We start from the raw sequence: 26,092 nt of genomic DNA, 5'->3' as shown, positions 1-26,092 counted from the left end.
GTTTATCCAGATAACACGCGTAATCGTTGACGACCATCGCGAGCAGGCTCGCTCCTACAGGGTTTGGGGTTTCCTGCGCCTTGAACAATAAAAACAAGAGGGAGCAACACATGATTCGTACACAGACAAACCTGTTGTTGGGTGGTGGCCTGCTGGCCGCGAGTCAGGCCATGGCCGGCGATCTGCTGCTGTGGCAAACCAACAGCCTGAGCTACCTGTACGGCAAGGATTTCGCGGTCAACCCGTCGATCCAGCAGACGATCACCTTCGAACACGCCGACCGCTGGAAGTACGGCGATAACTTCCTGTTCGTCGACAGCACCTACTACAACGGCGCGCAAGACCGGAACAAAGGCGTTCACGCCTACTACGGCGAATTCAGCCCGCGCCTCTCCTTCGGCAAAATCCTCGACCGCCGTTTCGAATTCGGCCCGATCAAGGACGTGTTGCTGGCCATGACCTACGAGAATGGCGAAGACGACAGCGAGGCTTACCTGATCGGTCCCGGTTTTGATCTCAAGGTGCCCGGCTTCAACTTTTTCACCCTGAACTTCTACAACCGCCACACCGAAGGCTCGCGTCCCGGCGATGATGTCTGGCAGATCACCCCGGCCTGGTCCTACACCCTGCCAGTGGGCAATTCGAGCCTGTTGATTGACGGCTACATCGACTGGGTCGTGGATAACGACCAGAACTCCCATGGCACCTATCACGCCAACCTGCACTTCAATCCGCAGGTCAAATACGACTTGGGCAAGGCCTTGGGCTGGCGGGAGAAACAGGTGTATGTCGGCGTTGAATACAGCTACTGGAAAAACAAGTACGGCATTGAAGACAGCACCCGGCTGGACACCAATGAGAGCACCACCAGCCTGCTGGTGAAGGTGCATTTTTAAGATGACCCGCAACCGCGCCTCAAACCTGTCGTCGGTGCGCTGTTGCGGGGCACTTGAGACCTGGCCAAGGAGTCAGTATTCTCCGCGGCCGCCTGAATCCGCTTTAAAAAAAAGCCCGGATTTAATTCCTGACCAGAAAGCCAACTTATCCCGGCTCTGGACGGTACCAAGGCATCCCCAAAATCCTCTCAATCGACTGTTGCAGAGCAGCCGAACGGGAGTTTTTTTGTTTTCAGAAAACCTTGGCGCAGCACTTGCTGACAGCACTCAAGCTGACCGGATGGATGATTTTTTACAGCTACAGGAAAAGACGCCACACCAGAGCGTCGACCTTAAAAAAAACGTGAAACCACTACTTTTTGGGAGCAACCGAATGAAACGCACGTGCACTAGCCTGATGCTCGCGGGATCAATGCTGGCAGGGGGCCAGGCCATGGCCGGCGACTTGCTGCAATGGCAGAACAACAGCCTGACCTACCTGTATGGCAAGGACTTCCAGGTCAACCCACGCATCCAGCAGACAGTGACCTTCGAACACGCCGATGGCTGGAAATACGGCGACAACTTCTTCTTCGTCGACAAGATCTTCTACAACGGCAAGCCAGACGCCTTCGCGGGCAATAACTCTTACTACGGCGAATTCAGCCCGCGCCTGTCGTTCGGCAAGATCTTCGATCAGAAGCTGGAATTCGGCCCGGTCAAGGACGTCCTGCTGGCCATGACCTATGAGTTCGGCGAGAACGACACCGAGTCGTACCTGATCGGTCCAGGCTTCGACCTGGCCATCCCGGGCTTCGACTACTTCCAGTTGAACTTCTACAACCGTCACACCGAAGGCAGCCGCCCGGGCGATAACATCTGGCAGGTCACGCCGGTCTGGTCCTACACCATTCCAGTGGGCGACTCGAGCATCCTGATCGACGGTTTCATGGACTGGGTGGTTGACAACGACGTCAACAAAAAAGGCGAATACCACGCCAACCTGCACTTCAATCCGCAGATCAAGTACGACCTGGGCAAGGCGCTGAACCTGGGTGAAAAGCAGTTGTACGTCGGTGTCGAATACGACTACTGGAAAAACAAGTACGGTATCGAAGACAGCGAGGGCTTCAAGACCGATCAGAGCGCGACCAGCCTGCTGGTCAAGGTTCACTTCTGATCTGAAAAACCTCGCTCCTGTAGGAGCGAGCTTGCTCGCGATGGTGGTGAACGAAAACGCTGGGGACCTGATACCCCGTGGTGTCCTGTCGTTCATCGCGAGCAAGCTTGCTCCTACAGGCGAATGCCGCACTGTCAATCTCAAGCCGAAACCGCCAACCCCAGAAACCGGCACAACTCATCCTTCTTGGCCAACGCATCCCGCCGCCCAAGATCAATCAACTCGCTGCAATACCCCGCCTCGAACAACAGATAACTCAACACCCCCGCACCACTGGTCTTGGTCGCCCCCGGCCCGCGCAGGAACAGACGCAGCGCCGCCGGCAACTCCTGGCGATGGCGTGCGGCAATCTCGTCGATCGGCTGACTCGGCGAAATCACCAGTACCTCCACCGGCGCTACACCCAGTGTGCGGATCGGTGTGCCATCGGGCATGAGGCGACTGAACTGATTCAAGCGCTGCAACAACTCGATGTCGCTTTCCAGGCTGTCAATGAACGTACTGTTGAGCATGTGCCCACCGATTTGCGCCAGGGTCGGTTGCTGCCCGGTGTACGCGCGCTGCAACGGCTGCTCCGGATCGATACCCCGCGGGTTGCCACTGACACCCACCACCAGCACGCGACTCGCCCCCAGGTGCAGTGCCGGGCTGATCGGTGCCGATTGGCGTACCGCGCCATCACCGAAATACTCTTCGCCGATTTTCACCGGGGCAAACAACAGCGGAATGGCCGAACTGGCGAGCAGATGTTCAACGGACAACTGGGTAGGAACGCCAATTCGTCGATGGCGTAACCAGGCGTCAATGGTGCCGCCGCCCTGATAGAACGTCACCGCTTGACCGGATTCGTAACCAAACGCAGTGACGGCCACTGCGTGTAACTGCTTTCGAGAGATGGCCTCTGCGATGCCGGTCATGTGCAGTTTGTCGTTGAGTAAATCGCGCAGTGGCGCGCTGTTGAGCAACGCCACCGGGACCTGAGCGCCAAGGCCCAGCAGGCTGTGACCGACAAAGCGACTGGCCTGGCGGATCACTCCAGGCCAGTCGCTGCGCAATACCAGATGACTGCGAAAGCCTTGCCAGAAAGCGGTCAAGCGCTCGATGGCCGTGCGAAAATCCATGGCCCCGCTGGCCAGGCTGACGGCATTGATCGCCCCGGCCGAGGTGCCGACGATCACCGGAAACGGATTGTCCGCGCCCAATGGCAAAAGCTCGGCAATCGCCGCCAGCACACCGACCTGATAGGCCGCCCGAGCCCCGCCGCCGGATAGAATCAACCCTGTGACCGGTTCAGCAGGACTCATGCACAGCTCTCCATGGTGCTTGATGGGATTTTCCGTTCCCTGTAGGAGCGAGCCTGCTCGCGATGGTCGTGAAACCGCCGTGGGGTGTCAGGTGCCCCGCGTTATCGTTGACCACCATCGCGAGCAGGCTCGCTCCTACAGGGGTTCGGGATTCAACCGCGTTTGGCGTACAACTTGGGCTCGCCGGGTGGGCGGCTCTTGAAGCGACGATGGGCCCAGAGGTATTGCTCCGGACATTCACGCAAAACACCTTCGACCCACTGGTTGATGCGCAGGCAGTCTTCCTCCTCGGTTTCCCCCGGGAAGCCTTCGAGCGGCGCATGGATCACCAGGCGATAACCGCTGCCATCCGCCAGGCGTTCCTGGGTGAATGGCACCACCAGCGCCTTGCCCAGCCGCGCAAACTTGCTGGTGGCGGTGACGGTCGCGGCCTGAATGCCGAACAGCGGCACGAAAATGCTTTGCTTGGCGCCGTAGTCCTGATCCGGTGCATACCAGATCGCCCGGCCCGAGCGCAGCAATTTGAGCATGCCGCGCACGTCTTCTCGCTCCACCGCCAGTGAATCGAGATTGTGCCGCTCACGACCGCGACGCTGGACATAGTCGAACAACGGATTCTTGTGCTCGCGGTACATGCCGTCGATGGTGTGCTGCTGGCCAAGCAGTGCGGCGCCGATTTCCAGGGTGGTGAAATGCACCGCCATCAGAATCACGCCCTTGCCTTCGCGGTGGGCCTGCTGCAGATACTCCAGCCCTTCGACGTGGGCCAGCTTCGCCAAACGCTCACGGGACCACCACCAGCTCATGGCCATTTCGAAAAAGGCGATGCCGGTGGAGGCGAAGTTTTCCTTGAGCAGACGCTTGCGCTCGGCAGCGGACTTTTCCGGGAAGCACAGCTCCAGATTGCGCTTGGCGATGCGCCGTCGGTCGCCGGCCACCCGATACATCAAGGCACCCAGCGCACGGCCGATCCACAGCAATACCGGGTACGGCAACTGGACAATCAGCCACAACAGCCCGAGGCCCAGCCACAGCGGCCAGAAACGTGGAGACAGAAAGGTTGTTCGAAAACGCGGGCGATCCATTAAAGCTTCCGAAAAGACAATGGCCGCGCATTCTACATCGTTCGACCCGGCTTGCGGCCCGCGGGCGTTCTCGTTATAAGTCTCGGCACTTTTAGTGACAAGTCGTTGTATGCCGACCATGAGCCAAACCGAACCGCTAGACCAAGATCCCGTGTTCCAGCTGAAGGGCAGCATGCTCGCCATTACGGTGCTGGAACTGGCCCGTAACGACCTCGAAGGCCTCGATCGGCAATTGGCCGCCAAGGTCGCCCAGGCACCCAATTTTTTCAGCAATGCACCGCTGGTACTGGCCCTGGACAAGCTCTCGCCCAACGAAGGCGTGGTCGATCTGCCGGGCCTGATGCGCGTCTGCCGCCAGCACGGCCTGCGCACCCTGGCGATCCGTGCCAGCCGTATCGAAGACATCGCGGCTGCCATCGCGGTCGACCTGCCGGTGCTGCCACCGTCCGGCGCCCGTGAGCGCCCGCTGGACCTGAATGAAGGCGTGGTTGCGAAAAAACCGGAAAAACCGCCGGAACCGACGATCAAACCGACAAAAATTATCACTTCGCCAGTACGTGGCGGCCAGCAGATTTATGCCCAGGGTTGCGATCTGGTGGTGATTTCCTCGGTCAGCCCGGGGGCGGAACTTCTCGCCGATGGCAACATCCATGTATACGGCCCCATGCGTGGTCGTGTGCTGGCCGGGGTCAAAGGCGATACGAAAGCCAGGATTTTCTGTCAGCAAATGAGCGCTGAACTGGTCTCCATCGCCGGTCATTACAAGGTGTCCGAAGATCTGCGTCGCGACCCTTTATGGGGTTCAGGCGTTCAGGTCAGCCTGTCGGGCGATGTGTTGAACATCATTCGGCTTTAACGGATACTGCCGCATTTTCCAAACATCTCTAAAACGTAGCGAAAACGGCTCAAACGAAGTAGGAAACAGGCCAAAAGCAGTGTTTACCGGGGGTAAACGCCGCCCAGAACCGAATTCCAGCCAAGGCTGTCCGACTGCATTAGTTTTCAAGAGATGTTTTTCAGGGGCTAAAAGTCCTTTTTCCTTAGGGGTGAAACACCTTGGCCAAGATTCTCGTGGTTACATCCGGCAAGGGTGGTGTGGGTAAGACCACCACCAGCGCCGCTATCGGTACCGGCCTCGCTCTGCGCGGTCACAAAACAGTTATCGTCGACTTCGACGTCGGTCTGCGTAACCTCGACCTGATCATGGGTTGCGAGCGCCGCGTGGTGTACGACTTCGTCAACGTCGTCAACGGCGAAGCCAACCTGCAACAGGCCCTGATCAAAGACAAGCGCCTGGAAAACCTCTATGTGCTGGCCGCCAGCCAGACCCGCGACAAAGACGCATTGACCGTCGAAGGCGTGGAAAAAGTCCTGATGCAGCTCAAGGAAGACTTCGAGTTCGTGGTCTGCGACTCCCCGGCGGGCATCGAGAAAGGCGCCCACCTGGCCATGTACTTCGCTGACGAAGCGATCGTGGTGACCAACCCGGAAGTGTCTTCGGTTCGTGACTCCGACCGCATGCTCGGCCTGCTGGCCAGCAAGTCCCGTCGCGCCGAGCGCGGCGAAGACCCGATCAAGGAACACCTGCTGATTACCCGTTATCACCCGGAACGTGTGAGCAAAGGCGAAATGCTCGGCGTAGAAGACGTCAAGGAAATCCTCTCGGTGGCGCTGCTCGGCGTGATCCCTGAATCCCAGGCGGTGCTCAAGGCATCTAACCAGGGCGTTCCGGTGATCCTCGACGACCAGAGCGATGCCGGCCAGGCCTACAGCGATACCGTTGATCGCCTGCTGGGCAAGACCGTGGACCATCGTTTCCTCGATGTACAGAAGAAGGGATTCTTCGAGCGCCTGTTTGGAGGCAACTAAGCAATGAACCTTTTTGACTTCTTTCGTGCCAACAAAAAGCAAAGCACCGCGTCGGTAGCGAAAGAGCGTCTACAGATCATCGTGGCGCACGAACGCGGCCAACGCAGCACCCCGGACTACCTGCCGGCCTTGCAGAAGGAGCTGGTCGAGGTGATTCGCAAGTACGTCAATATCGGGTCCGATGACGTGCACGTCGCACTGGAAAGCCAGGGCAGCTGCTCGATTCTGGAACTCAACATCACCCTGCCAGATCGCTGAGTCGATCCGGCTGGAGCCACGGCGGTTCAGGCTGTCTGCACTCTGTGGGAGCAAAGCTTGCTCGCGATAGCATCACCTCGGTGTATCTGATTCACCGAGGCGCCTGAATCGCGAGCAAGCTTTGCTCCCACAGAGCGGGGGGCTTGAACCGCCGTTGGCGTTTGTAACGAGGCTGTTTTAATGCCGTTGTCCAACGTCCACATCATCCATCAGGACGCCGCCGTGCTGGTGGTGAACAAACCGACCCTGTTGCTCTCCGTCCCTGGCCGGGCCGACGACAACAAGGACTGCCTGATCACCCGCCTGCAAGAAAACGGCTACCCGGAAGCACGCATCGTCCATCGGCTGGATTGGGAAACCTCCGGAATCATCCTGCTGGCCCGTGATCCCGATACGCACCGCGAACTGTCCCGGCAGTTTCACGACCGCGAAACCGAAAAGGCCTACACCGCACTGTGCTGGGGTCAACCCGAGCTGGACAGTGGCAGCATCGACTTGCCTTTGCGCTACGATCCGCCAACCAAGCCGCGCCATGTGGTGGACCATGAATTCGGCAAGCATGCCCTGACGTTCTGGCGTGTGCTGGAGCGTTGCGGCGACTGGTGCCGCGTGGAGCTCACGCCGATCACCGGCCGCTCACACCAATTGCGTGTGCACATGCTGTCCATTGGTCATCCGCTGCTGGGTGATGGGCTCTACGCCCACGAACAAGCCCTCGCCGCCTGGCCACGCCTGTGCCTGCACGCCAGCATGCTCACCTTCACTCATCCCCAGACCGGCGAACGCCTGCGCTTCGAGTGCCCTGCACCGTTCTAAATGCCTCCAACTTGTAGGAGCAAGGCTTGCCCGCGATGGCGGTGTGTCTATCACCAATGATGCAGGCTGACACGCCGCCATCGCGGGCAAGCCTTGCTCCCACAGGGTTCTTGTCCAGGTTCAATATTGCGGGTATCCCCCCGCACACCACCGCCAATTCTCCAACCAATACGTTAAACTGGCCCCATTGCTGTCTGGAGCTACTTATGCGCGAAGAGTTGAACCAAGGCCTGATCGACTTCCTCAAGGCCTCCCCTACCCCGTTCCATGCCACCGCCAGCCTTGTTCAACGTCTGGAAGCGGCGGGTTATCAGCGTCTCGACGAGCGCGAGCCCTGGCACACCGAAGCCAATGGTCGCTACTACGTCACCCGTAACGACTCTTCGATCGTCGCGATCAAGATGGGCCGCCACTCGCCGTTGCATGGCGGGATCCGCCTGGTCGGCGCCCACACCGACAGCCCGTGCCTGCGGGTCAAGCCTCAGCCGGAACTGCAACGCCAGGGCTTCTGGCAACTGGGCGTGGAAGTCTATGGCGGCGCCCTGCTGGCACCGTGGTTCGACCGCGACCTGTCCCTGGCCGGGCGCGTGACCTTCCGTCGTGACGGCAAGGTCGAAAGCCAGTTGATCGACTTCAAGGCACCGATCGCGATCATCCCCAACCTGGCCATCCACCTCAATCGTGAAGCCAATATGGGCTGGGCGATCAATGCCCAAACCGAACTGCCACCGGTACTCGCGCAATTTGCCGGCGACGAGCGCGTGGATTTCCGCGCGGTGATCACCGACCAACTGGCCCGCGAACATGGCTTGAATGCCGACGTGGTGCTGGATTACGAGCTGAGTTTCTACGATACGCAGAGCGCAGCGGTGATCGGCCTGCATGGCGACTTCATCGCCGGCGCACGCCTGGACAACCTGCTGTCGTGCTACGCCGGCCTGCAAGCGCTGCTGACTGCCGAGACCGACGAAACCTGCGTACTGGTCTGCAACGATCACGAAGAAGTCGGTTCATGCTCGGCCTGCGGGGCCGATGGCCCGATGCTCGAGCAGACGCTGCGTCGCCTGTTGCCCGAAGGTGATGAGTTCGTGCGCACCATTCAGAAATCCCTGCTGGTCTCGGCCGACAATGCCCACGGCGTACACCCCAACTACGCTGACAAGCACGACGCCAACCATGGCCCGAAACTCAACGCCGGCCCGGTCATCAAGGTCAACAGCAACCAACGCTACGCCACCAACAGCGAAACCGCCGGGTTCTTCCGTCACCTGTGCATGGCCGAAGAAGTGCCGGTACAGAGTTTCGTGGTGCGCAGCGACATGGGCTGCGGCTCGACCATCGGCCCGATCACCGCCAGCCATCTGGGTGTGCGCACCGTGGACATCGGCCTGCCGACCTTCGCCATGCACTCGATCCGCGAACTGTGCGGCAGCCATGACCTGGCACACCTGGTCAAGGTGCTGAGCGCGTTCTACGCCTGCCGCGAGTTGCCGTAACTTCCTGGTCCGATGACAAACCTGTGGCGAGGGGATTTATCCCCGTTGGGCCGCGCAGCGACCCCAAAACCAGCAAAATGCGGTCTTCATGAAAGACCGCAGTGACTGTCTCTGAGGACGCTGCGCGGCTCAACGGGGATAAATCCCCTCACCACAAAGTCAGCAACAGCCCTGCAAAATCCAACCTAGACTTCAATCACCTCCCCCGACAAGGCAGTCACCATGATTTCGATGTCCTCCTTCCACGGCATGCTGATCCCGATCCTCGCCGGGATGATCCTGCTGGCAATCGGCTTCAACTTTCGCGACAAGAACGCCGGCGTATTCGCCATGTGGATCGGCATGCTGTTGATCCTCGCCACCGTGGTGTACAAGATCCTCGCCAAACTCAACGAATAAATCCTCCCCCGACTCGCATTGAATTTGACGGGCTCGTACACTCGGTCGACCCGCTCACCCCGAGGTTGACCGCCCAGTGCTCGCTCGTCTTTTTGCCTTGCCGTGTTTTTTCCTTGTCTGCCTGATGACGCTGCTGCCGATGGCGCCAGCCCAGGCGGCCGGTTTGCCGAGCCTGCTCAACAGTTCGGCGAAAGCCCAGCCAGAGGCGCAGGAACCCCTCGGGCAATCCCTCGACGAAGTGATCAAGTCCCTGGAAAACGATCAACAGCGCACCAAGCTGCTGGCGGATTTGAAGAAACTGCGCGATGTCACGAAAAAGGCCCAGCCGACTACCGAAGAAGGCGTGCTGGGCCTGATCGGCGGCACCCTGGCCAGTTTCGAAAAACAGTTTTCCGGTGCCGACAGCCCGATCACGCGCTGGTCCGACGAATTCAACCTGGCCAGGGACGAACTGATCGAGCTGGTGCTGCCAGCCAACGAATGGCTACCGATCATTTTCGCCTTCGCCATGATTCTGATGATCTGGAGCCTGCTGGCAGCCGCGTTGATCTGGCTCAGCCATCGGGTACGCATGCGTTTCGGCCTGACCGAAGAGCTGCCGCAACACCCTCGGGCCCTGGACATGCTGCGCTTCGCCCTGCGCAAGCTCGGACCATGGCTGATCGCCCTGGTCATCACGGTGTACATGAGCTACGCCCTGCCATCGTCGCTGGGTAAAAGCCTGGCCATGGTGCTGGCTTATGCGCTGGTGGTGGGCACCTGTTTTTCCGCGGTCTGCGTCATCGCCTTTTCCCTGCTCGACGGCCCGCACCGTCACCGGGCCTTGTACATCCTGCGCCATCAGGCCTTTCGGCCGCTGTGGCTGATCGGCAGCTTCGCCGCGTTCGGTGAAGCCCTGAACGACCCACGCCTGATCGAAAGCCTGGGCGTGCATCTGGCGCATTCCGCCGCGACGGTGGCCAACGTCCTGGCGGCGCTGTCCACGGGGCTGTTCATCCTGCGCTTCCGGCGCCCGGTTGCGCATCTGATCCGCAACCAGCCACTGTCACGACGCCTGACCCGCCGCGCCCTCAGCGACACGATCGAAATTCTCGGCACCTTCTGGTTCGTGCCGGCGCTGGTGTTGGTGGGCATTTCGCTGTTCGCCACCTTCGTTTCGGCCGGCGATACCAGCACCGCCTTGCGTCAATCGCTGATCTGCACCGTGTTGCTGGTGCTGTGCATGGTCATCAATGGCCTGGTGCGTCGCCATGCCCTCAAGCCGCAACGCGGCGTGAAGCGCCACGCGCTGTACTCCGAACGCCTGAAAAGCTTCTTCTACACCCTCGCGCATCTGCTGGTCTGGCTGGCGTTCATCGAACTCGGCCTGCGGGTCTGGGGTATGTCGCTGATCAGCTTCACCGAAGGCGAAGGCCATGAAATCAGCGTCAAACTGTTCAGCCTCGGCGGCACGCTGATCTTCGCCTGGCTGATCTGGATCCTCAGCGACACCGCCGTGCACCACGCCCTCACCCGCTCGCGCAAAGGCCTGGCCAACGCCCGGGCACAGACGATGATGCCGCTGATCCGCAACGTGCTGTTCGTGGCGATATTCATCATTGCGCTGATCGTCGCCCTGGCGAACATGGGCATGAACGTCACGCCACTGCTGGCCGGTGCCGGCGTGATCGGCCTGGCCATCGGTTTCGGCGCGCAATCGCTGGTGGCCGACCTGATCACCGGCCTGTTCATCATCATCGAAGATTCCCTGGCCATCGACGACTACGTGGATGTCGGCGGGCACCTGGGCACGGTCGAAGGCCTGACCATTCGCACCGTGCGCCTGCGGGACATCGACGGCATCGTCCATACCATTCCGTTCAGCGAAATCAAAAGCATCAAGAACTACTCCCGGGAATTCGGCTACGCGATCTTCCGGGTTGCCGTACCGGCCAGCATGGACATCGACAACGCGATCAAACTGATGCGCGAAGTCGGCCAGAAAATGCGCACCGACCCGCTGCAACGGCGCAACATCTGGTCGCCGCTGGAGATTCAGGGTGTGGAAAGTTTCGAATCCGGCAACGCGATTCTGCGCGCCCGCTTCAAGACCGCGCCGATCAAGCAGTGGGAGGTTTCCCGGGCGTTCAACCTGTCGCTGAAACGGCATATGGATGAAGCAGGGATGGACCTGGCGACGCCAAGGATGAGTGTGCAGGTGATTACCGCGGGTGGTGGCCCGCAGAAGGAATAGCACCACGGCCTTTGTGGGAGCAAAGCTTGCTCGCGATAGCATCGACGCAATCCTGCGATAGACCGCGGCGCCTGCATCGCGAGCAAGCTTTGCTCCCACAGAAAGTCAAAAGCTCAGACCACATCTACACCAACATGAATCGCATCATGGCGCCAAAACTCCAGGTCACAGTCGATCAAGCGCTCATGCTGATCATAATTGACCCGCGCAATGCGCAACCCCGGGCTCCCCACCGATACCCGTAACGCCGCCGCGGCATCCACCGACAACGCCGTCGGCACAATCTCGAAACGCACTCGCCCGTAATGCAAATCGTAGTGCCGCGCATACAACTCGGTGATCGACTGATTCAAATCGAATTCCAGAATCCCCGGAAAATACTGCGGGTTCAGGTAATGCTCCACATACAACACCAGTCGCCCATCGATGCGTCGTGAACGGCAGATCTGAATCACGCTCGACAGCGCTGGCAACTGCAACCAGGCACAGACCGCCGCCGACGCCGGTTGCAAACGCGCAGAAATCACCTCGGTGGATGGCGCTCGCCCCTGGGCGCTGACCATCGCGTGAAAGTGACTGCGCTGCATCAGGTTATAGGCCAGGCGCGGTGGCGAAACGAACCAGCCACGCCGCTCCTCGCGATAAATCTGCCCCTGAGCCTCCAGTTGCAACAACGCCTCGCGCACAGTGATCCGTGTGGTCCCGAATAATTCACTGAGCTTGCGCTCAGCCGGCAATTTGCTTCCAGGCGCGAGCAACCCGTGATCGAGCTGCTCCTGAAGCACTTGGCCAATGGCTGTCACCGCTTTTGTTGCCTCATCACGCATCAACGTTACCTATCTGGACTAGACCAGCACTGTTTCGGGGCAGAACCGCACGACAAATCGGCTCGATCAACTTCCTGCAAGCGTAGGCAGTGCACATGACTGAGCGATGACAAGGGGCTGAACGGTTACGCCAACAAATCAATAAAAACTGTGCAATACCTCGGCCAAGTCCTTGTACGGCGGGCCTTCGATGATGGTCTACGCTTATCAGGCACCCTCCAATACCGGGCAACTTGACCTCCAGCCGGACGACGAACGACATCAAAGTGTCATCGAGCCCCCTTAGATTGGCTCAGGTATTGCTGACCTAGACCAACACCACCGCAATCGCAGCGTTGAAAACGCCCATAGGAGCTTCGGAATGAAAAAGCTTTTCCTGGCATCACTGTTAGGCTCGACCATTGCCATGTGCACCGCCGCCATGGCGGCTGATGATTTGAAAACCCTTGAAGCCGCTGCGAAAGCGGAAGGCGCGGTCAACAGTGTCGGCATGCCCGATGACTGGGCCAACTGGAAAGGTACCTGGGAAGACCTGGCCAAGACCTATGGTTTGAAACACATCGACACCGACATGAGCTCGGCTCAGGAAATCGCCAAATTCGCCGCTGAAAAAGATAACGCCAGCGCCGACATCGGCGACGTCGGTGCAGCCTTCGGCCCGATCGCGGTGAAACAGAACGTAACCCAGCCTTACAAGCCATCCACCTGGGACCAGGTGCCTGCCTGGGCTAAAGACAAGGACGGTCACTGGGCCTTGGCCTACACCGGCACTATCGCTTTCATCGTCAACAATAAGTTGTTGCACGGTTCCGAAGCCCCCACCAAGTGGGCTGACCTCAAGGACGGCAAATACAAGGTGTCCATCGGCGACGTGAGCACCGCAGCCCAGGCCGCCAACGGCGTACTGGCCGCGGCACTGGCCAACGGTGGCGACGAGAAGAATCTGAAGCCTGCATTGGATCTGTTCGCCGACATCGCCAAACAGGGTCGCCTGTCGATGGCCAACCCGACCATCGCCACCATGGAAAAAGGCGAGATCGAAGTCGGCGTGGTCTGGGACTTCAACGGCTTGAGCTACAAGGCCAAGATGGCCAATCCGGATGACTACACCGTACTGATTCCATCCGACGGTTCGGTGATTTCCGGTTACACCACCATCATCAACAAATACGCCAAGAACCCGAACGCCGCCAAGCTGACCCGTGAGTACATCTTCAGCGACGCGGGCCAGATCAACCTGGCCAAAGGCAACGCCCGTCCGATCCGCGCCGAGCACCTGACCCTGCCAGCCGATGTCCAGGCCAAGCTGCTGCCGAACGAGCAGTACAAAAAGGTCACGCCGATCAAGGACGCGGATGCGTGGGAAAAGACCTCCAAGGCACTGCCTCAGAAGTGGAACGAAGAAGTCATTGTAGAAATGAAGTAATGCTTCATCTGTAGGAGCCGGCTTGCTGGCGATCCAGTCACCGCGGTCTCTCCGGGCATCGGGGTGATGCAATCGCCAGCAAGCCGGCTCCTACAGATTTCGTCGATCCATTTGTTTCACGGAGTTTTTGCCCCTATGAAGCACAACGTCATCCTTGTCGTGCTCGACGGCCTCAATTACGAAGTCGCGCGCCACGCCATGGGGCACCTGCAGGCTTACGTCGGCGCAGGCCGCGCAGCGCTCTACAAACTGGAGTGTGCATTGCCGGCACTGTCCCGACCGCTTTACGAATGCATCCTGACCGGCGTCACGCCGATCGACAGCTGCATCGTTCATAACAACGTCTCGCGCCTGTCCAACCAGCGCAGCATTTACCACTACGCCACCGACGCCGGCCTGAAGACCGCCGCAGCGGCGTATCACTGGGTCAGTGAGTTGTATAACCGCTCGCCGTTCGTGGCGGCCCGGGATCGTCACACCGACTCCCCCGACCTGCCGATCCAGCACGGGCACTTCTACTGGAGCGATCACTACCCCGACTCACACCTGTTCGCCGACGCCGAAAACCTGCGCCTGCGCCATGCACCGAATTTCCTGCTGGTGCACCCCATGAACATCGACGACGCCGGGCACAAGCACGGCCTCGACACCCCGCAGTATCGCAACAGCGCACGTTCGGCGGACATCATCCTCGCCGACTACCTGCAAGGCTGGCTCGACGCCGGTTATCAGGTGCTGGTGACCGCCGACCATGGCATGAACAACGACCGCTCCCATAACGGCCTGCTGCCCGAGGAACGCGAAGTGCCGCTGTTCGTGCTCGGCGATGCCTTCAGCTTCAATGCCGGCGCCGCACCGAAACAGACCGAAATCTGCGGCACCGTCTGCGAGTTATTGGGCGTACCCCACGACAAACCCGTATGTCGGGAGCTGCTCAAGTGACCTCCATGACGCGCGGCAAATGGCTGGCAGCCTTGTGCCTGGTACCCTTCGCCCTGTTCTTTATCGTGTTCGAAATCGCCCCACTGGTGTGGGTGATGATCAACAGCCTGGAATCGGAAGAGTTCGGCTGGGGCCTGGCCAACTTCACCAGGATCTTCAATTCGAAGTTCTATCTGCAGGCGATCCAGTACAGCCTCGAGATCAGTTTCTGGTCGAGCGTGTTCGGCATCATCATTGCCGTGCTCGGTGCCTACTCCCTGCGCCGTGTCGACTCGAAACTACGCAACTTCGTCAACGCCTTCGCCAACATGACCAGCAACTTCGCCGGCGTGCCCCTGGCCTTTGCGTTCATCATTTTGCTGGGCTTCAACGGCACCTTCACCATCATGCTCAAGCAGGCCGGGATCATTCAGGACTTCAACCTGTATTCGAAAACCGGAGTGATCATTCTCTACACCTACTTCCAGATTCCCCTGGGCGTGTTGCTGCTTTACCCGGCCTTTGATGCCTTGCGCGAAGACTGGCGCGAGTCCGCAGCGCTGCTCGGTGCCAACGGCTGGCAGTTCTGGCGCCACATCGGTCTGCCGGTGCTGACCCCGGCCCTGCTTGGCACCTTCGTGATCCTGCTGGCCAACGCACTCGGCGCCTACGCCACGGTGTACGCCCTGACCACCGGCAACTTCAACGTGATGCCAATCCGCATCGCGGCGATGGTTTCGGGTGACATTTCCCTGGACCCGAACCTGGCCAGCGCCCTGGCTGTGGTGCTGGTGGCGTTGATGACCCTGGTGACCATCGTGCATCAGCTGCTGTTGAAGAGGAGCTACCATGTCTCGCGCTGAATTGGGGCCCGCCGGTATCTACCATAGGGTCGTGGTCTACCTGCTGTTTGCCATCCTGTTATTGCCGTTGCTCGGCACCTTTATCTACTCGATTTCCAGCAGTTGGTCGGCCACCATCCTGCCCAGCGGTTTCAGCACCAAATGGTACTTGCAACTCTGGAGCGATCCGCGCTTCCTGAGTGCTTTCGGCCAATCTCTAGTGGTTTGCATCGGTGCGCTGATACTGTCGGTGGTGCTGATTCTGCCGTTGCTGTTCGTGGTGCATTACCATTTCCCGAAACTCGATGCGCTGATGAACATCCTGATCCTGCTGCCCTTCGCCGTACCGCCGGTGGTGTCGTCGGTGGGGCTGTTGCAGCTCTACGGATCCGGGCCGTTTGCCATGGTCGGCACGCCGTGGATCCTGATTGGTTGCTACTTCACCGTGGCGCTGCCGTTCATGTACCGGGCGATCACCAACAACCTGCAAGCGATCAACCTGCGCGACCTGATGGACGCCGCCCAACTGCTCGGCGCCAGCACCTTCCAGGCAGCGGTCCTGGTGGTGCTGCCAAACCTGCGCAAGGGCTTGATGGTGGCCTTGCTGCTGTCGTTCTCGTTCCTGTTCGGTGAGTTCGTCTTCGCCAACATCCTCGTCGGCACCCGCTACGAAACCCTGCAGGTCTACCTCAACAACATGCGCAACAGCAGCGGCCACTTCACCAGTGCACTGGTGATTTCCTACTTCTTCTTCGTACTGGTTCTGACCTGGGCGGCCAATATCTTGAACAAGGACAAAAGCGAATGAGCTATGTCAGCGTCCAACATCTTAAAAAGGACTACGCGGGCACCACGGTGTTCAGCGACATCAATTGCGAAATTCAAAAGGGTGAGTTCGTCACCTTGCTCGGCCCGTCCGGTTGCGGTAAATCCACGCTGCTGCGCTGCATCGCCGGGCTGACCTCAGTGGATGGCGGCAAGATTCTGCTCGATGGTGTCGATATTGTGCCGTTGAGCCCGCAGAAGCGCGGGATCGGCATGGTGTTCCAGAGTTATGCGCTGTTCCCCAACATGACCGTCGAACAGAACGTCGCCTTTGGTTTGCGCATGCAGAAGGTCAACGCCGACGATAGCCAGAAACGCATCGCCGAAGTGCTGAAGCTGGTGGAGTTGCATGATTTTGCCGCCCGCTATCCACATCAGCTGTCCGGCGGCCAATGCCAGCGCGTTGCCCTCGCCCGCTCGCTGGTGACCCGGCCACGCTTGCTGCTGCTGGATGAACCACTGTCGGCCCTCGATGCGCGAATCCGCAAGCACCTGCGTGAACAGATCCGTCAGATCCAGCGCGAACTGGGCCTGACCACCATTTTCGTCACACACGATCAGGAAGAAGCCCTGACCATGTCTGACCGGATTTTCCTGATGAATCAGGGAAAAATCGTACAGAGCGGTGACGCCGAAACCTTGTACACCGCCCCCGTGGATGTGTTCGCCGCGGGGTTCATCGGCAATTACAACCTGCTGGACGCCGAGAGCGCGACAAAACTGCTGCAGCGGCCGGTCAATCATCGTATTGCGATTCGCCCGGAGGCCATCGAATTGAGCCTGAACGGCGAACTCGATGCACAAGTGCGCAGCCACAGCCTGCTGGGTAACGTGATTCGTTACCGGATCGAAGCCCGGGGCGTGGAATTGGTGGTGGACGTACTCAACCGCTCGGCCAGCGATCTGCACCCCGATGGTCAGCGCCTGGCACTTTCCATCGATCCGACGGCCCTGTGTGAGGTAGCCTGATGCCCTTGCTGATGTTGAAGAGAGAACTGCACTGATGGCCCTGGCAATTTTTGATCTGGACGAAACCCTGATCCACGGCGATTGCGCCTCGCTGTGGAGTGAGCAAATGGTCCGCCTCGGTTGGGTCGATGGCGAATCCTTCCTGCGACGCGACAAGGAATTGATGGACGCCTACGGCAGGGGTCATCTGGCCATGGAGGATTACATGGCCTTCAGCCTCGAACCGCTGATCGGTCGTACGCCGGCCGAAGTCGATCACCTGGTGGGTCCGTGGGTAGAAGACTTCATCGAACCGATCATCTTCAGCGACGCCACCAAAGCCATCGCCGCCCACCGCAAGGCGGGCGACCGCATTCTGGTGATCTCCGCCTCGGGCACGCACCTGGTCGGACCGATTGCCGAGCGCCTGGGCATCGACGAGATTCTGGGGATCGAACTGGAAGTGGCGCACGGGGTTTATACCGGCAACACCGTCGGCACGCTGACCTACCGCGAAGGCAAGATCACCCGGTTGCTGGAGTGGCTGGATGCCGAAGAGGAAAACCTGGAGGGCGCGAGTTTCTATTCAGACTCGCGCAATGATCTGCCGTTGTTGCTGAAGGTGGATTTCCCGCATGTGGTCAACCCGGATCCGGTGTTGCGTGAACATGCCGAAAAGGCCGGCTGGCCGATCCATCTCTGGAAATAACCGAGATCCCCTGTGGGAGCGAGCCTGCTCGCGAAAGCGGCCTGTCATTCAACACATGGGTTGTTTGACACATCGTCTTCGCGAGCAAGCTCGCTCCCACAGGGTTTTGTGTTGTCAGGTCAGGCTTTCGTCGATCAGGAGCACCAGTTTCCCTGCCACCTTGTTACTCGCCAACTCCGCAAACGCCGCCTCGGCATCCTTGATCGGGAAGGCCTTGGCCAATTGCGGGCTCAGGCGTTTTTCGGCAAACAGCGGCCAGACATGCTGGCTCAGGTCGCTGAACAGATCCGCCTTGAATTGATCATCACGGCTGCGCAACGTCGAACCCAGCAACTGCACTCGCTTGGCCAGCACCTGGGCCAGATCCAGTTTGGCCTCGCGCCCGCCCATCAGGCCGATCAACACCCAACGGCCATCCTGCGCGAGCAGCTTGAGGTTCAACGCCGCATAGTTGCCACCCACCGGATCGAGGATGACATCGAACGGCCCCAGATCGCTCAGGCTCTCCAGATCGTCGGTGCGCACCACGCCGCCCTGGGCACCGAGCGCTTCGCAGTAGGCCAGGCGTTCGGCGGAGCCGACGCTGACCCAGCACGGGTTACCAAACGCCTTGCACAGCTGAATGGCCGCTGAACCGATTCCACTTGCGCCGGCGTGCAACAGAACTTTCTCACCCGGCTTGAGCGCAGCGAGTTGAAACAAATTCAACCAGACGGTCGCATACACTTCCGGCAACGCGGCGGCTTCGGCCAACGACATTTCGTCGGGAACCGGCAACACATGCCGTCCGTCGACAACCACCTCTTCAGCCATCCCGCCCCCGGCCAGCAAGGCGCAAACCCGATCCCCCACCTTCCACGAAGCGCCCGGACCGACCTCGCTGATCACCCCGGAGCACTCTAGACCGAGCACTTGGCTGGCCCCCGGCGGCGGTGGATAAAGACCGGCTTTCTGCAACAAATCGGCGCGATTGAGTCCCGCAGCCGCCACGCGAATGCGAACTTGTCCTACATCACAAGCAGGACTCGGCTCTTCAACCCACTCCACTTGACCGTCAACGCCTTGCAATGCTTTCACAGTGCCTCCATAGTGAGTCTGGACTGAGCCCGAAGCGGTAGCGCCGGGCTTTTTGCATTATGCGACCGGCCCTTGTGGAACCGGCGACTTCAAAGACGGCCTAATATGCGTTATCAATTGTCCCCGCGTCGAATCAACATGAAGCGTTTGTTCCCCAGCACCGCCCTCGCCCTTTTCATCGGTATCGGCCTTTTGCCGCTGTCCGGCAGTTCATTCGCAGCCAATAGCTGGGACAAGCTTCAACCCGATCGCGACGAAGTCATCGCCAGTCTGAACGTCGTGGAGTTGCTCAAGCGCCACCACTACAGCAAACCGCCGCTCGATGACGCGCGCTCGGTGATCATCTACGACAGCTACCTCAAGCTGCTCGACCCGTCGCGCAGCTACTTCATGGCCAGCGACATTGCCGAATTCGACAAGTGGAAGACCCAGTTCGACGACTTCCTCAAAAGCGGCGACCTCAACGCCGGGTTCACCATCTACAAACGCTACCTGGACCGCGTCAAGGCGCGTCTGGACTTCGCCCTTGCCGAGCTGAACAAGGGCGTCGACAAAATCGACTTCACCACCAAGGAAACCTTGCTGATCGATCGCAAGGACGCCCCTTGGCTCAAATCCACCGCGGAACTCGACGACCTGTGGCGCAAGCGCGTCAAGGATGAAGTCCTGCGGATGAAGATCGCCGGCAAGGATTCCAAGCAAATCCAGGAAACCCTGACCAAGCGCTACAAGAACCAGTTGGTGCGTCTGGACCAGACCCGCGCGGAAGACATCTTCCAGGCGTACATCAACACCTTCGCCATGTCCTACGACCCGCACACCAACTACCTGTCGCCGGATAACGCGGAAAACTTCGACATCAACATGAGCCTGTCCCTGGAGGGCATCGGCGCCGTGTTGCAGAGCGATAACGATCAGGTGAAAGTCGTGCGCCTGGTGCCGGCAGGCCCGGCGGACAAGACCAAGCAGGTCGCTCCGGCCGACAAGATCATCGGCGTTGCCCAGGGCAACAAAGAGATGGTCGACGTGGTGGGCTGGCGCCTGGACGAAGTGGTCAAGCTGATCCGCGGCCCGAAAGGCACCGTGGTGCGCCTGGAAGTGATCCCGGCCAGCAATGCGCCAAACGACCAGACCAGCAAGATCGTGCCGATCACCCGCGAAGCGGTGAAGCTTGAAGACCAGGCCGTGAAGAAGTCGGTGCTCAACCTCAAGCAGGATGGCAAGGACTACAAGCTCGGCATCATCGAGATCCCGGCCTTCTATCTGGACTTCAAGGCATTCCGTGCCGGCGACCCGGATTACAAGAGCACCACCCGCGACGTGAAGAAGTTGCTGACCGAGTTGCAGAAAGACAAGGTCGACGGCGTGGTCATCGACCTGCGCAACAATGGCGGCGGCTCCTTGCAGGAAGCCACCGAGCTGACCAGCCTGTTCATCGACAAAGGGCCGACCGTGCTCGTGCGTAACGCCGATGGCCGCGTCGATGTACTGGAAGATGAAAACCCGGGCGCGTTCTACAAAGGCCCGATGGCATTGCTGGTGAACCGCTTGTCCGCCTCGGCTTCGGAGATTTTTGCCGGCGCCATGCAGGACTACCACCGTGCACTGATCATCGGCGGCCAGACCTTCGGCAAAGGCACCGTGCAGACCATTCAGCCGCTGAACCATGGCGAACTGAAACTGACCCTGGCCAAGTTCTACCGGGTTTCCGGCCAGAGCACCCAGCACCAGGGCGTACTGCCGGACATCGATTACCCGTCGATCATCGACACCAAGGAAATCGGCGAAAGCGCCCTGCCGGAAGCCATGCCGTGGGACACCATCAAAGCGGCCATCAAGCCTGCGCTCGATCCGTTCAAGCCGTACATCACCCAGCTCAAGTCCGAGCATGACGTGCGCACGGCCAAAGACGCGGAGTTCGTGTTCATCCGCGACAAACTGGCCCTGGCGCAGAAGCTGATGACGGAGAAAACCGTCAGCCTTAACGAGGCCGACCGTCGTGCCCAACACGCCGACATCGAAGCCAAGCAACTGGCCATGGAAAACATCCGTCGCAAGGCCAAGGGCGAAGAGCCACTCAAAGAGCTGAAGAAAGAAGACGAAGACACCCTGGCGGCCGAGCCGGACAAGACCAAGCCGGAAGACGATGCCTACCTGAGCGAGACCGGGCGCATCCTGCTGGACTACCTCAAGCTCAACACCGCGGTGGCCAAGCACTAAGAGGTTACAAGCCAGATGATGGCAATTTAATGCTGAAGCTCCCCGGAGCTTCATCAAACAGTCATCATTCTGTCGTGAAATAAAGGACTGGGCGTGCTCTCTTACCAAGAGCCCGCCCAGTCCTTTTTTTATCGCCAGAGATCGCCATGACCACAACCGAACAGCTGAGTGCGTTGAGTTCAATCCTGACTCAAGGCGGTTTGCACAGCTTGTTCCAACCGATCATCAGCCTCTCCGAACGCCGTATTCTTGGCTACGAAGCCCTCAGCCGTGGCCCGTCCAACAGTCCGCTGCACTCCCCCATCGCGTTGTTCGCCGTGGCCCGCCAGGCCAGCCGCTTGAGCGAACTGGAAATCGCCTGCCGGCAGAGCGCCTGCCGACGTTTCAACGAACAGCAACTGCCCGGCAAACTGTTCCTCAACGTTTCCCCGGAGTCCCTGCTCGAAGCCGCGCACCAGCCGGGCCGCACCCTGCAACTGTTGCAGGACTTCGGCATCCCGCCGAGTCAGGTGGTGATCGAACTCACCGAGCAAACGCCGATCGACGACTTCCAGTTGTTGCAAACCGCCCTGCATCACTATCGGGCGATGGGGTTTTCCATTGCCCTGGATGATCTGGGTGCGGGCTATTCGAGCCTGCGCCTGTGGTCCGAGTTGCGTCCGGACTACGTGAAGATCGACCGGCATTTCATCGATGGCATCCACCAGGATGCCCTCAAGCGCGAGTTCGTCGGCTCAATCCTGCAGATCGCCAAGGCGTCTCGGGCGCAGGTGATTGCCGAAGGCATCGAGTTGCCGGAAGAACTGGCGGTGTTGACCGAAATGGGCGTCGACCTGGTCCAGGGCTATCTGCTCTGCCGCCCCCAGGAACATCCACCCCGGGATGCCCGGACCCTGATGCCGAGACAGGACAGCACCACCGTGGCCCTGGGCGATGAAGCCAGCGACCTGAGTGCTCTGCTCAACGACCAGCCCGCGGTGGACCGCGATACCCCGACCGCCAATGTCCTCGAAGCCTTCCGCCGCCAGGCCAACCTGAATTCGCTGGCAGTGCTGGACGAACAAGGCCAGCCTTGTGGCATCGTCCATCGGCATTCGCTTTCGGACGCCTTGCTCAAGCCGTTTGCCACCGACCTGTTCGCCCGCAAGCCCATCAGCCGCCTGATGAACGATGATTTCCTGGCCGTCGAGATGAGCCAGTCGCTGCAACAGGTCAGCCGCCTGATCACCAGCCGCGCCCGGCAACGCATCGAAGAAGATTTCATCATCACCCTCAACGGCAGCTATCTGGGCCTGGGCCGGGTAATCGATGTGCTGAAACTAATTACCGAACTGAAAATCCAGCAAGCCCGCTACGCCAACCCGCTGACCCTGCTGCCGGGTAACGTACCGATCCAGCAATGTCTCACGCGGCTGCTGCAACAGAAACGCGAATCGGTGATCTGCTACGTCGACATCGACAGCTTCAAACCCTTCAACGACATCTACGGTTACGGCCGTGGCGATGAAGTCCTTCTCTGCCTGGCGCAATGCCTGAACGACCGCGTCGACCCGTCCCGCGACTTCGTCGGTCACATCGGCGGCGACGATTTCCTGCTGGTACTCGGCCCGGAAGACTGGGGCAAACGTTTGAACCAGCTATTGGACGACTTCCAGAGCCAATGCCGACGCTTCTACCGCAGCGAACACCTGGAAGCCGGCTGCTTCATCGCCCCCAACCGCCAGGGCGTGCGCCAGGAATTCCCGTTGCTGTCCCTGTCCATCGGCGTGGTCCATTTGCATCCCGAGGCCTGCGGGGATATCGATGCCAGCCAGTTGGCCGAGATGGCATCACAAGCCAAACACCACGCGAAGAATATGCCGGGATACAGCGTGCATGTGATTGATAGCCTGGCGGTGCCGGAGCCTGAACCGGTCTGGCTGACGGGACAGCGTTGACTGGGCGGACGCCATCGCGGGCAAGCCTTGCTCCCACAGGGTTTGTGTCGTTCACGGAAACTATGTACGACACAAACCCTGTGGGAGCAAGGCTTGCCCGCGATGGCGCCCGCTCAATCAACTTAAATATTGGAAATCACCCGGTCACGAGGACCGCCCCCGCAACCGCCGCCCAACCACATCCAGCACATCACACCCATCCCGCAACGGAATGGCACACAGCAACGCAAAATCACTGAGAATGAACGATTCACACTCGATCGAACCGCGCATGGACAGGTTTTCCAGCACTTGGGTGACGGCGCGAATTCGATAATTGGCAGCGTCGGTCAGAACGTCGAGCGGTGCGTGGGTGTCGACGAATAGGGTGGGCATTTCACTGCAGTTGCTGGTGAGCGCCATGAAGCGGTTATCGGGGTGGGGGATTGGTTTTTCGTAGGGCGGATCGGGGTGGATGTTTTTCATTGTTCAAACCTCTGGTAGCGAAATGGACGCCCCCACCGACCTTCCTACAGGTTTGGGTGGCAGCTATACGCGGGGTAGGAATACCGAGACCAGAGCACTCGGCCACACCGAAGCATGCCCGCGCACAGCCGCCGAAAATGATCTTACGGATGCACTTTGCCAGCCGTAAATCAGGTTCCGACGCTGAAAGCGTTGTTCTAGTCTTCAAGGGTTCCTACGCCCTGCCACCGTTTTTTTGCAGTGGCAACCAAAGACTATCGGTGGAAATCACATCACACCAGTTCATGAAAACCGCTAGAACTTGAAGGAAATCTCCTAGGACTTTGCCCGGAAATTTCGTAGTCAATTGTATGAATCCAAACAACATCCAATCAATCCGTAGTACTCGCGATCAATGCACTTAAAGTCCGTCGCTTAGGATTCCAAATCGTTAAACACCACACACCCCACCACTCCAAACCTGGATAAAAATAATCACTCCATGGTTCTACACTCGAAGTATCATTTTCTACATGCAACCCCGTATGAAATCCTTCCACCCAATTCAGTACCGAAATCTCATCTAGCTCATTTAACCCAAGAACGTCACACCACTCATTAAAAACGTCCTCAGCCTCTACTCCCTTTTTAAATCGCGCACGATACGGGGGATTTATAAAGGAAGCATATAGCGCCAAACGTCCAAAGATATCAGTTCTATCGGTGAATGTTAGACTACGTATTTCATCTACATTTAATGGAGTCGCGATAGCATTTTCTAGCTCCCAACTAATGAACGGCTCTGGATAATTTTCGTATTTTTTATCATTTATCAGATTCTCGTGCCACTGCATTGCGCTTCTCATTAACTCTTCATGCAGTACAACCAGGCCCTGCCGATGGTAGGACTCGTCCACTTTATCTTGCGGATCAGGCGAAAGAACCACAAATTTGAAAACGCACCCTGCCTCATCCATCAGCCTAATCAATTCTTCACTTCTTTCTTTTTCAACAACCTTCAACAAATCAAAACCCCATCTACTTTCAATCAAATTATTCATAAAAATCCGGCTATAGCACGTGCCAGCCTCACCACTTTGTTTGGTCTTCCTGACTTGCTTTTTTAAGGTCGTCTATCCACACAACAGTCGCCAAGCGAAAAATATCTTCAAAAAATGCTCTGGTGTTTTCCATTTCATCCCAACCATCAGGAAATGATGAATACGACTCAGGGTGATACTTCAATAATGATTGAAAGTCATAATCATCATCCTGAAGGGCCTTTTCCAAGCATTTGTAAAGTAAAAACCTCTGTCGATAAGATCGCTTTCTAGGTAGGCAATACTTGAGAATTAGAACCTCCCGATCACCCACATTATTTGGATCAAACTTCTCTAGCTCCTCACCTAGAGTTTCTTCACGATCATAAATATCAAAACACCCCAAAAAATAAGATATAGTCGGGATGTATGGCTTTCCAGATTCAGAATCAATCATATTTTTCCACTCCATTTAATCGGATACAACGTAAAGGGCATACCAGTTTCAGGATCAAATTTCATCTCAAAGCCATTCAAATTAATATGCTTTGGAGTTTGCTTCGACTTAGGATTTGGAAAATAGCCCTCACCAACATCGGAAAGTCTCATTCTAACAATGTCGTTTTCATTACTGTCCTTTCCTGTAAAACGTGGTAGCCCATGCTCCGTTCTCGTCGTTGCAAGCATGTAGGCCTTGTGCATTAGCACATAATTATAGAATCTCGAACTTGGATTACCTCTCTTGCTCTTAGGAGTTTTACCAGTGACTGGGTCGGTACCGTCAATTGCTCTTTGTATGAAAGCGCCATCAGGAACCTCCGGGCCATGTTTCCCAACCATATGCATACCCTGACTGTCATTCAGTCTATGAATCTCTTTCTTTGCAATTTGCTCGGGACTTACATTGGGTAGAGTTGGTTCCCCACCATCAACCTTAGCCCCATCTACACCATCCGGCACCAAGCAACCTGCCTTATTCGCCCCCGGACAATTCCCACTCAACCCCAACGGATCCACCCATCCGGTCGGGTTCGGCACATAGCGATAGGCATTCAACCCACCTGCCAGCTTCAGCGGATCCGGTGTCAAATACCGTCCGCTGTCCGGCTGGTAATAACGATGCCGGTTGTAGTGCAGCCCGCTTTCCGCGTCGCAGTACTGGCCCTGAAAGCGCAGCGGTTGCTCGAGCTGTTCGCCACCGCCGTGGTGGAGCTGGCGCAGTTTGCCGTAGGCCGTGTAGCGGGCCGACCAGACGATGTCGCCGCCGTAGTCGGTGAGTTCCTGCGGGGTGCCGAGGTGGGGGGGGTGGGTGGGGGGTGGGGGGGGGTTTGGTGGGGGTTTTGCGGTGGTGGGGGGCGGGG

At 58.5% G+C, this 26,092-nt stretch carries 25 protein-coding genes; 17 read left to right on the top strand and 8 right to left on the bottom strand.

From position 1 onward, the window contains the following. Window positions 1-110: 110 nt before the first annotated feature. Complete coding sequence (locus GPL81_RS16610) at window positions 111-896, top strand: outer membrane protein OmpK (RefSeq protein ID WP_160107618.1); 786 nt, start codon at window positions 111-113, stop codon at window positions 894-896. A gap of 373 nt (window positions 897-1,269) precedes the next feature. Then, a complete protein-coding gene (locus GPL81_RS16605; protein WP_160107617.1) occupies window positions 1,270-2,055 on the top strand; it encodes an outer membrane protein OmpK in 786 nt (261 codons plus the stop codon). A gap of 140 nt (window positions 2,056-2,195) precedes the next feature. Here GPL81_RS16605 and GPL81_RS16600 read toward each other — a convergent pair whose 3' ends face one another. Both GPL81_RS16600 and GPL81_RS16595 read right to left on the bottom strand, forming a co-directional pair. Continuing rightward, window positions 2,196-3,359, bottom strand: a complete 1,164-nt coding sequence (locus tag GPL81_RS16600) for a patatin-like phospholipase family protein (RefSeq protein ID WP_160107616.1) — start codon at window positions 3,357-3,359, stop codon at window positions 2,196-2,198. Window positions 3,360-3,511: 152 nt separating this feature from the next. Then, entirely contained in the window at window positions 3,512-4,444 is a 933-nt protein-coding gene (locus GPL81_RS16595; RefSeq protein ID WP_160107615.1) for a lipid A biosynthesis lauroyl acyltransferase, read from the bottom strand. Window positions 4,445-4,562: 118 nt separating this feature from the next. On the opposite strand from GPL81_RS16595, the gene minC reads away from it, so the two are divergent. The 7 genes from minC to GPL81_RS16565 all read left to right on the top strand — a co-directional run bounded on the left by minC (window position 4,563) and on the right by GPL81_RS16565 (window position 11,515). Further along, window positions 4,563-5,300: a septum site-determining protein MinC gene (gene minC / locus GPL81_RS16590; RefSeq protein ID WP_160107614.1), complete on the top strand. Its 738-nt coding sequence runs from the start codon at window positions 4,563-4,565 to the stop codon at window positions 5,298-5,300. A 200-nt stretch (window positions 5,301-5,500) separates the two neighbouring features. Next, a complete protein-coding gene (minD, locus tag GPL81_RS16585) occupies window positions 5,501-6,313 on the top strand; it encodes a septum site-determining protein MinD (RefSeq protein ID WP_060541535.1) in 813 nt (270 codons plus the stop codon). Between the two features lie 3 nt (window positions 6,314-6,316). After that, on the top strand, window positions 6,317-6,571 hold the full coding sequence (gene minE, locus GPL81_RS16580; protein ID WP_007974947.1) for a cell division topological specificity factor MinE: 255 nt from the start codon (window positions 6,317-6,319) through the stop codon (window positions 6,569-6,571). Between the two features lie 180 nt (window positions 6,572-6,751). Continuing rightward, on the top strand, window positions 6,752-7,387 hold the full coding sequence (locus GPL81_RS16575) for an RluA family pseudouridine synthase (RefSeq protein ID WP_008017695.1): 636 nt from the start codon (window positions 6,752-6,754) through the stop codon (window positions 7,385-7,387). Between the two features lie 206 nt (window positions 7,388-7,593). After that, complete coding sequence (locus tag GPL81_RS16570) at window positions 7,594-8,883, top strand: M18 family aminopeptidase (RefSeq protein ID WP_160107613.1); 1,290 nt, start codon at window positions 7,594-7,596, stop codon at window positions 8,881-8,883. Window positions 8,884-9,105: 222 nt separating this feature from the next. Further along, entirely contained in the window at window positions 9,106-9,282 is a 177-nt protein-coding gene (locus GPL81_RS31105) for a hypothetical protein (RefSeq protein ID WP_178122604.1), read from the top strand. 76 nt (window positions 9,283-9,358) lie between these two features. Further along, on the top strand, window positions 9,359-11,515 hold the full coding sequence (locus tag GPL81_RS16565; protein WP_160107612.1) for a mechanosensitive ion channel family protein: 2,157 nt from the start codon (window positions 9,359-9,361) through the stop codon (window positions 11,513-11,515). 113 nt (window positions 11,516-11,628) lie between these two features. Here GPL81_RS16565 and GPL81_RS16560 read toward each other — a convergent pair whose 3' ends face one another. Further along, on the bottom strand, window positions 11,629-12,342 hold the full coding sequence (locus GPL81_RS16560; RefSeq protein WP_160107611.1) for a UTRA domain-containing protein: 714 nt from the start codon (window positions 12,340-12,342) through the stop codon (window positions 11,629-11,631). A 361-nt stretch (window positions 12,343-12,703) separates the two neighbouring features. Here GPL81_RS16560 and GPL81_RS16555 point away from each other — a divergent pair, with 361 nt between their 5' ends. From GPL81_RS16555 to GPL81_RS16530, 6 genes are all read left to right on the top strand, one after another. Further along, entirely contained in the window at window positions 12,704-13,768 is a 1,065-nt protein-coding gene (locus GPL81_RS16555; RefSeq protein WP_160107610.1) for an ABC transporter substrate-binding protein, read from the top strand. A gap of 135 nt (window positions 13,769-13,903) precedes the next feature. Beyond that, window positions 13,904-14,710 (top strand): alkaline phosphatase family protein, encoded by an 807-nt coding sequence (locus GPL81_RS16550; RefSeq protein WP_160107609.1) that lies wholly within the window; start codon window positions 13,904-13,906, stop codon window positions 14,708-14,710. A gap of 5 nt (window positions 14,711-14,715) precedes the next feature. Further along, window positions 14,716-15,552: an ABC transporter permease gene (locus GPL81_RS16545; protein WP_177435625.1), complete on the top strand. Its 837-nt coding sequence runs from the start codon at window positions 14,716-14,718 to the stop codon at window positions 15,550-15,552. Further along, the gene (locus tag GPL81_RS16540; RefSeq protein ID WP_160107608.1) at window positions 15,539-16,339 is read left to right on the top strand and encodes an ABC transporter permease; all 801 of its coding nucleotides are present in this window, start codon (window positions 15,539-15,541) and stop codon (window positions 16,337-16,339) included. Before GPL81_RS16545 ends, GPL81_RS16540 begins: the two co-directional genes overlap by 14 nt. Then, a complete protein-coding gene (locus tag GPL81_RS16535) occupies window positions 16,336-17,325 on the top strand; it encodes an ABC transporter ATP-binding protein (RefSeq protein ID WP_160107607.1) in 990 nt (329 codons plus the stop codon). Before GPL81_RS16540 ends, GPL81_RS16535 begins: the two co-directional genes overlap by 4 nt. A 34-nt stretch (window positions 17,326-17,359) precedes the next feature. Further along, window positions 17,360-18,013: an HAD family hydrolase gene (locus GPL81_RS16530; protein ID WP_160107606.1), complete on the top strand. Its 654-nt coding sequence runs from the start codon at window positions 17,360-17,362 to the stop codon at window positions 18,011-18,013. Window positions 18,014-18,127: 114 nt separating this feature from the next. Here the strand turns inward: GPL81_RS16530 and GPL81_RS16525 are convergent, their stop codons facing one another. Next, window positions 18,128-19,090, bottom strand: a complete 963-nt coding sequence (locus tag GPL81_RS16525; RefSeq protein ID WP_160107605.1) for an NAD(P)H-quinone oxidoreductase — start codon at window positions 19,088-19,090, stop codon at window positions 18,128-18,130. Window positions 19,091-19,228: 138 nt separating this feature from the next. Between GPL81_RS16525 and GPL81_RS16520 the strand changes: the two genes are divergently transcribed. Beyond that, a complete protein-coding gene (locus GPL81_RS16520; protein WP_172901570.1) occupies window positions 19,229-21,310 on the top strand; it encodes a carboxy terminal-processing peptidase in 2,082 nt (693 codons plus the stop codon). A gap of 146 nt (window positions 21,311-21,456) precedes the next feature. Further along, window positions 21,457-23,247, top strand: coding sequence for a bifunctional diguanylate cyclase/phosphodiesterase (locus GPL81_RS16515; protein ID WP_160107604.1), 1,791 nt, complete (start codon window positions 21,457-21,459; stop codon window positions 23,245-23,247). Window positions 23,248-23,391: 144 nt separating this feature from the next. Here GPL81_RS16515 and GPL81_RS16510 read toward each other — a convergent pair whose 3' ends face one another. The 4 genes from GPL81_RS16510 to GPL81_RS31725 all read right to left on the bottom strand — a co-directional run. Then, the gene (locus GPL81_RS16510; protein ID WP_160107603.1) at window positions 23,392-23,712 is read right to left on the bottom strand and encodes a hypothetical protein; all 321 of its coding nucleotides are present in this window, start codon (window positions 23,710-23,712) and stop codon (window positions 23,392-23,394) included. Between the two features lie 371 nt (window positions 23,713-24,083). Further along, window positions 24,084-24,752, bottom strand: a complete 669-nt coding sequence (locus GPL81_RS16505) for a hypothetical protein (RefSeq protein ID WP_246218941.1) — start codon at window positions 24,750-24,752, stop codon at window positions 24,084-24,086. A 28-nt stretch (window positions 24,753-24,780) separates the two neighbouring features. After that, window positions 24,781-25,188 carry a hypothetical protein gene (locus tag GPL81_RS16500; RefSeq protein ID WP_160107602.1) on the bottom strand — a complete coding sequence of 136 codons (408 nt, stop codon included), beginning with the start codon at window positions 25,186-25,188 and terminating at the stop codon, window positions 24,781-24,783. Then, window positions 25,185-26,092, bottom strand: a 908-nt coding sequence (locus GPL81_RS31725; RefSeq protein WP_178122603.1) for an RHS repeat domain-containing protein, incomplete at its 5' end; no start/stop codon positions are given. The genes GPL81_RS16500 and GPL81_RS31725, both read right to left, overlap by 4 nt.

It is taken from the genome of Pseudomonas izuensis (assembly GCF_009861505.1).
Classification (GTDB): Bacteria; Pseudomonadota; Gammaproteobacteria; order Pseudomonadales; family Pseudomonadaceae; genus Aquipseudomonas; species Aquipseudomonas izuensis.
The sequence above is the reverse complement of the archived record's forward strand: the minus strand, read 5'-3'. Positions and strand labels throughout refer to the sequence as shown.

Excerpts from the sequence above, each read along its gene's own strand:
- GPL81_RS16610 (WP_160107618.1), top strand. The coding sequence starts at position 111 with ATGATTCGTACACAGACAAACCTGTTGTTGGGTGGTGGCCTGCTGGCC.
- GPL81_RS16605 (WP_160107617.1), top strand. The coding sequence starts at position 1,270 with ATGAAACGCACGTGCACTAGCCTGATGCTCGCGGGATCAATGCTGGCA.
- GPL81_RS16600 (WP_160107616.1), bottom strand. The coding sequence starts at position 3,359 with ATGAGTCCTGCTGAACCGGTCACAGGGTTGATTCTATCCGGCGGCGGG.
- GPL81_RS16595 (WP_160107615.1), bottom strand. The coding sequence starts at position 4,444 with ATGGATCGCCCGCGTTTTCGAACAACCTTTCTGTCTCCACGTTTCTGG.
- minC (WP_160107614.1), top strand. The coding sequence starts at position 4,563 with ATGAGCCAAACCGAACCGCTAGACCAAGATCCCGTGTTCCAGCTGAAG.
- minE (WP_007974947.1), top strand. The coding sequence starts at position 6,317 with ATGAACCTTTTTGACTTCTTTCGTGCCAACAAAAAGCAAAGCACCGCG.
- GPL81_RS16575 (WP_008017695.1), top strand. The coding sequence starts at position 6,752 with ATGCCGTTGTCCAACGTCCACATCATCCATCAGGACGCCGCCGTGCTG.
- GPL81_RS16570 (WP_160107613.1), top strand. The coding sequence starts at position 7,594 with ATGCGCGAAGAGTTGAACCAAGGCCTGATCGACTTCCTCAAGGCCTCC.
- GPL81_RS31105 (WP_178122604.1), top strand. The coding sequence starts at position 9,106 with ATGATTTCGATGTCCTCCTTCCACGGCATGCTGATCCCGATCCTCGCC.
- GPL81_RS16560 (WP_160107611.1), bottom strand. The coding sequence starts at position 12,342 with ATGCGTGATGAGGCAACAAAAGCGGTGACAGCCATTGGCCAAGTGCTT.
- GPL81_RS16555 (WP_160107610.1), top strand. The coding sequence starts at position 12,704 with ATGAAAAAGCTTTTCCTGGCATCACTGTTAGGCTCGACCATTGCCATG.
- GPL81_RS16550 (WP_160107609.1), top strand. The coding sequence starts at position 13,904 with ATGAAGCACAACGTCATCCTTGTCGTGCTCGACGGCCTCAATTACGAA.
- GPL81_RS16545 (WP_177435625.1), top strand. The coding sequence starts at position 14,716 with ATGACGCGCGGCAAATGGCTGGCAGCCTTGTGCCTGGTACCCTTCGCC.
- GPL81_RS16540 (WP_160107608.1), top strand. The coding sequence starts at position 15,539 with ATGTCTCGCGCTGAATTGGGGCCCGCCGGTATCTACCATAGGGTCGTG.
- GPL81_RS16535 (WP_160107607.1), top strand. The coding sequence starts at position 16,336 with ATGAGCTATGTCAGCGTCCAACATCTTAAAAAGGACTACGCGGGCACC.
- GPL81_RS16530 (WP_160107606.1), top strand. The coding sequence starts at position 17,360 with ATGGCCCTGGCAATTTTTGATCTGGACGAAACCCTGATCCACGGCGAT.
- GPL81_RS16520 (WP_172901570.1), top strand. The coding sequence starts at position 19,229 with ATGAAGCGTTTGTTCCCCAGCACCGCCCTCGCCCTTTTCATCGGTATC.
- GPL81_RS16515 (WP_160107604.1), top strand. The coding sequence starts at position 21,457 with ATGACCACAACCGAACAGCTGAGTGCGTTGAGTTCAATCCTGACTCAA.
- GPL81_RS16510 (WP_160107603.1), bottom strand. The coding sequence starts at position 23,712 with ATGAAAAACATCCACCCCGATCCGCCCTACGAAAAACCAATCCCCCAC.
- GPL81_RS16505 (WP_246218941.1), bottom strand. The coding sequence starts at position 24,752 with ATGAATAATTTGATTGAAAGTAGATGGGGTTTTGATTTGTTGAAGGTT.
- GPL81_RS16500 (WP_160107602.1), bottom strand. The coding sequence starts at position 25,188 with ATGATTGATTCTGAATCTGGAAAGCCATACATCCCGACTATATCTTAT.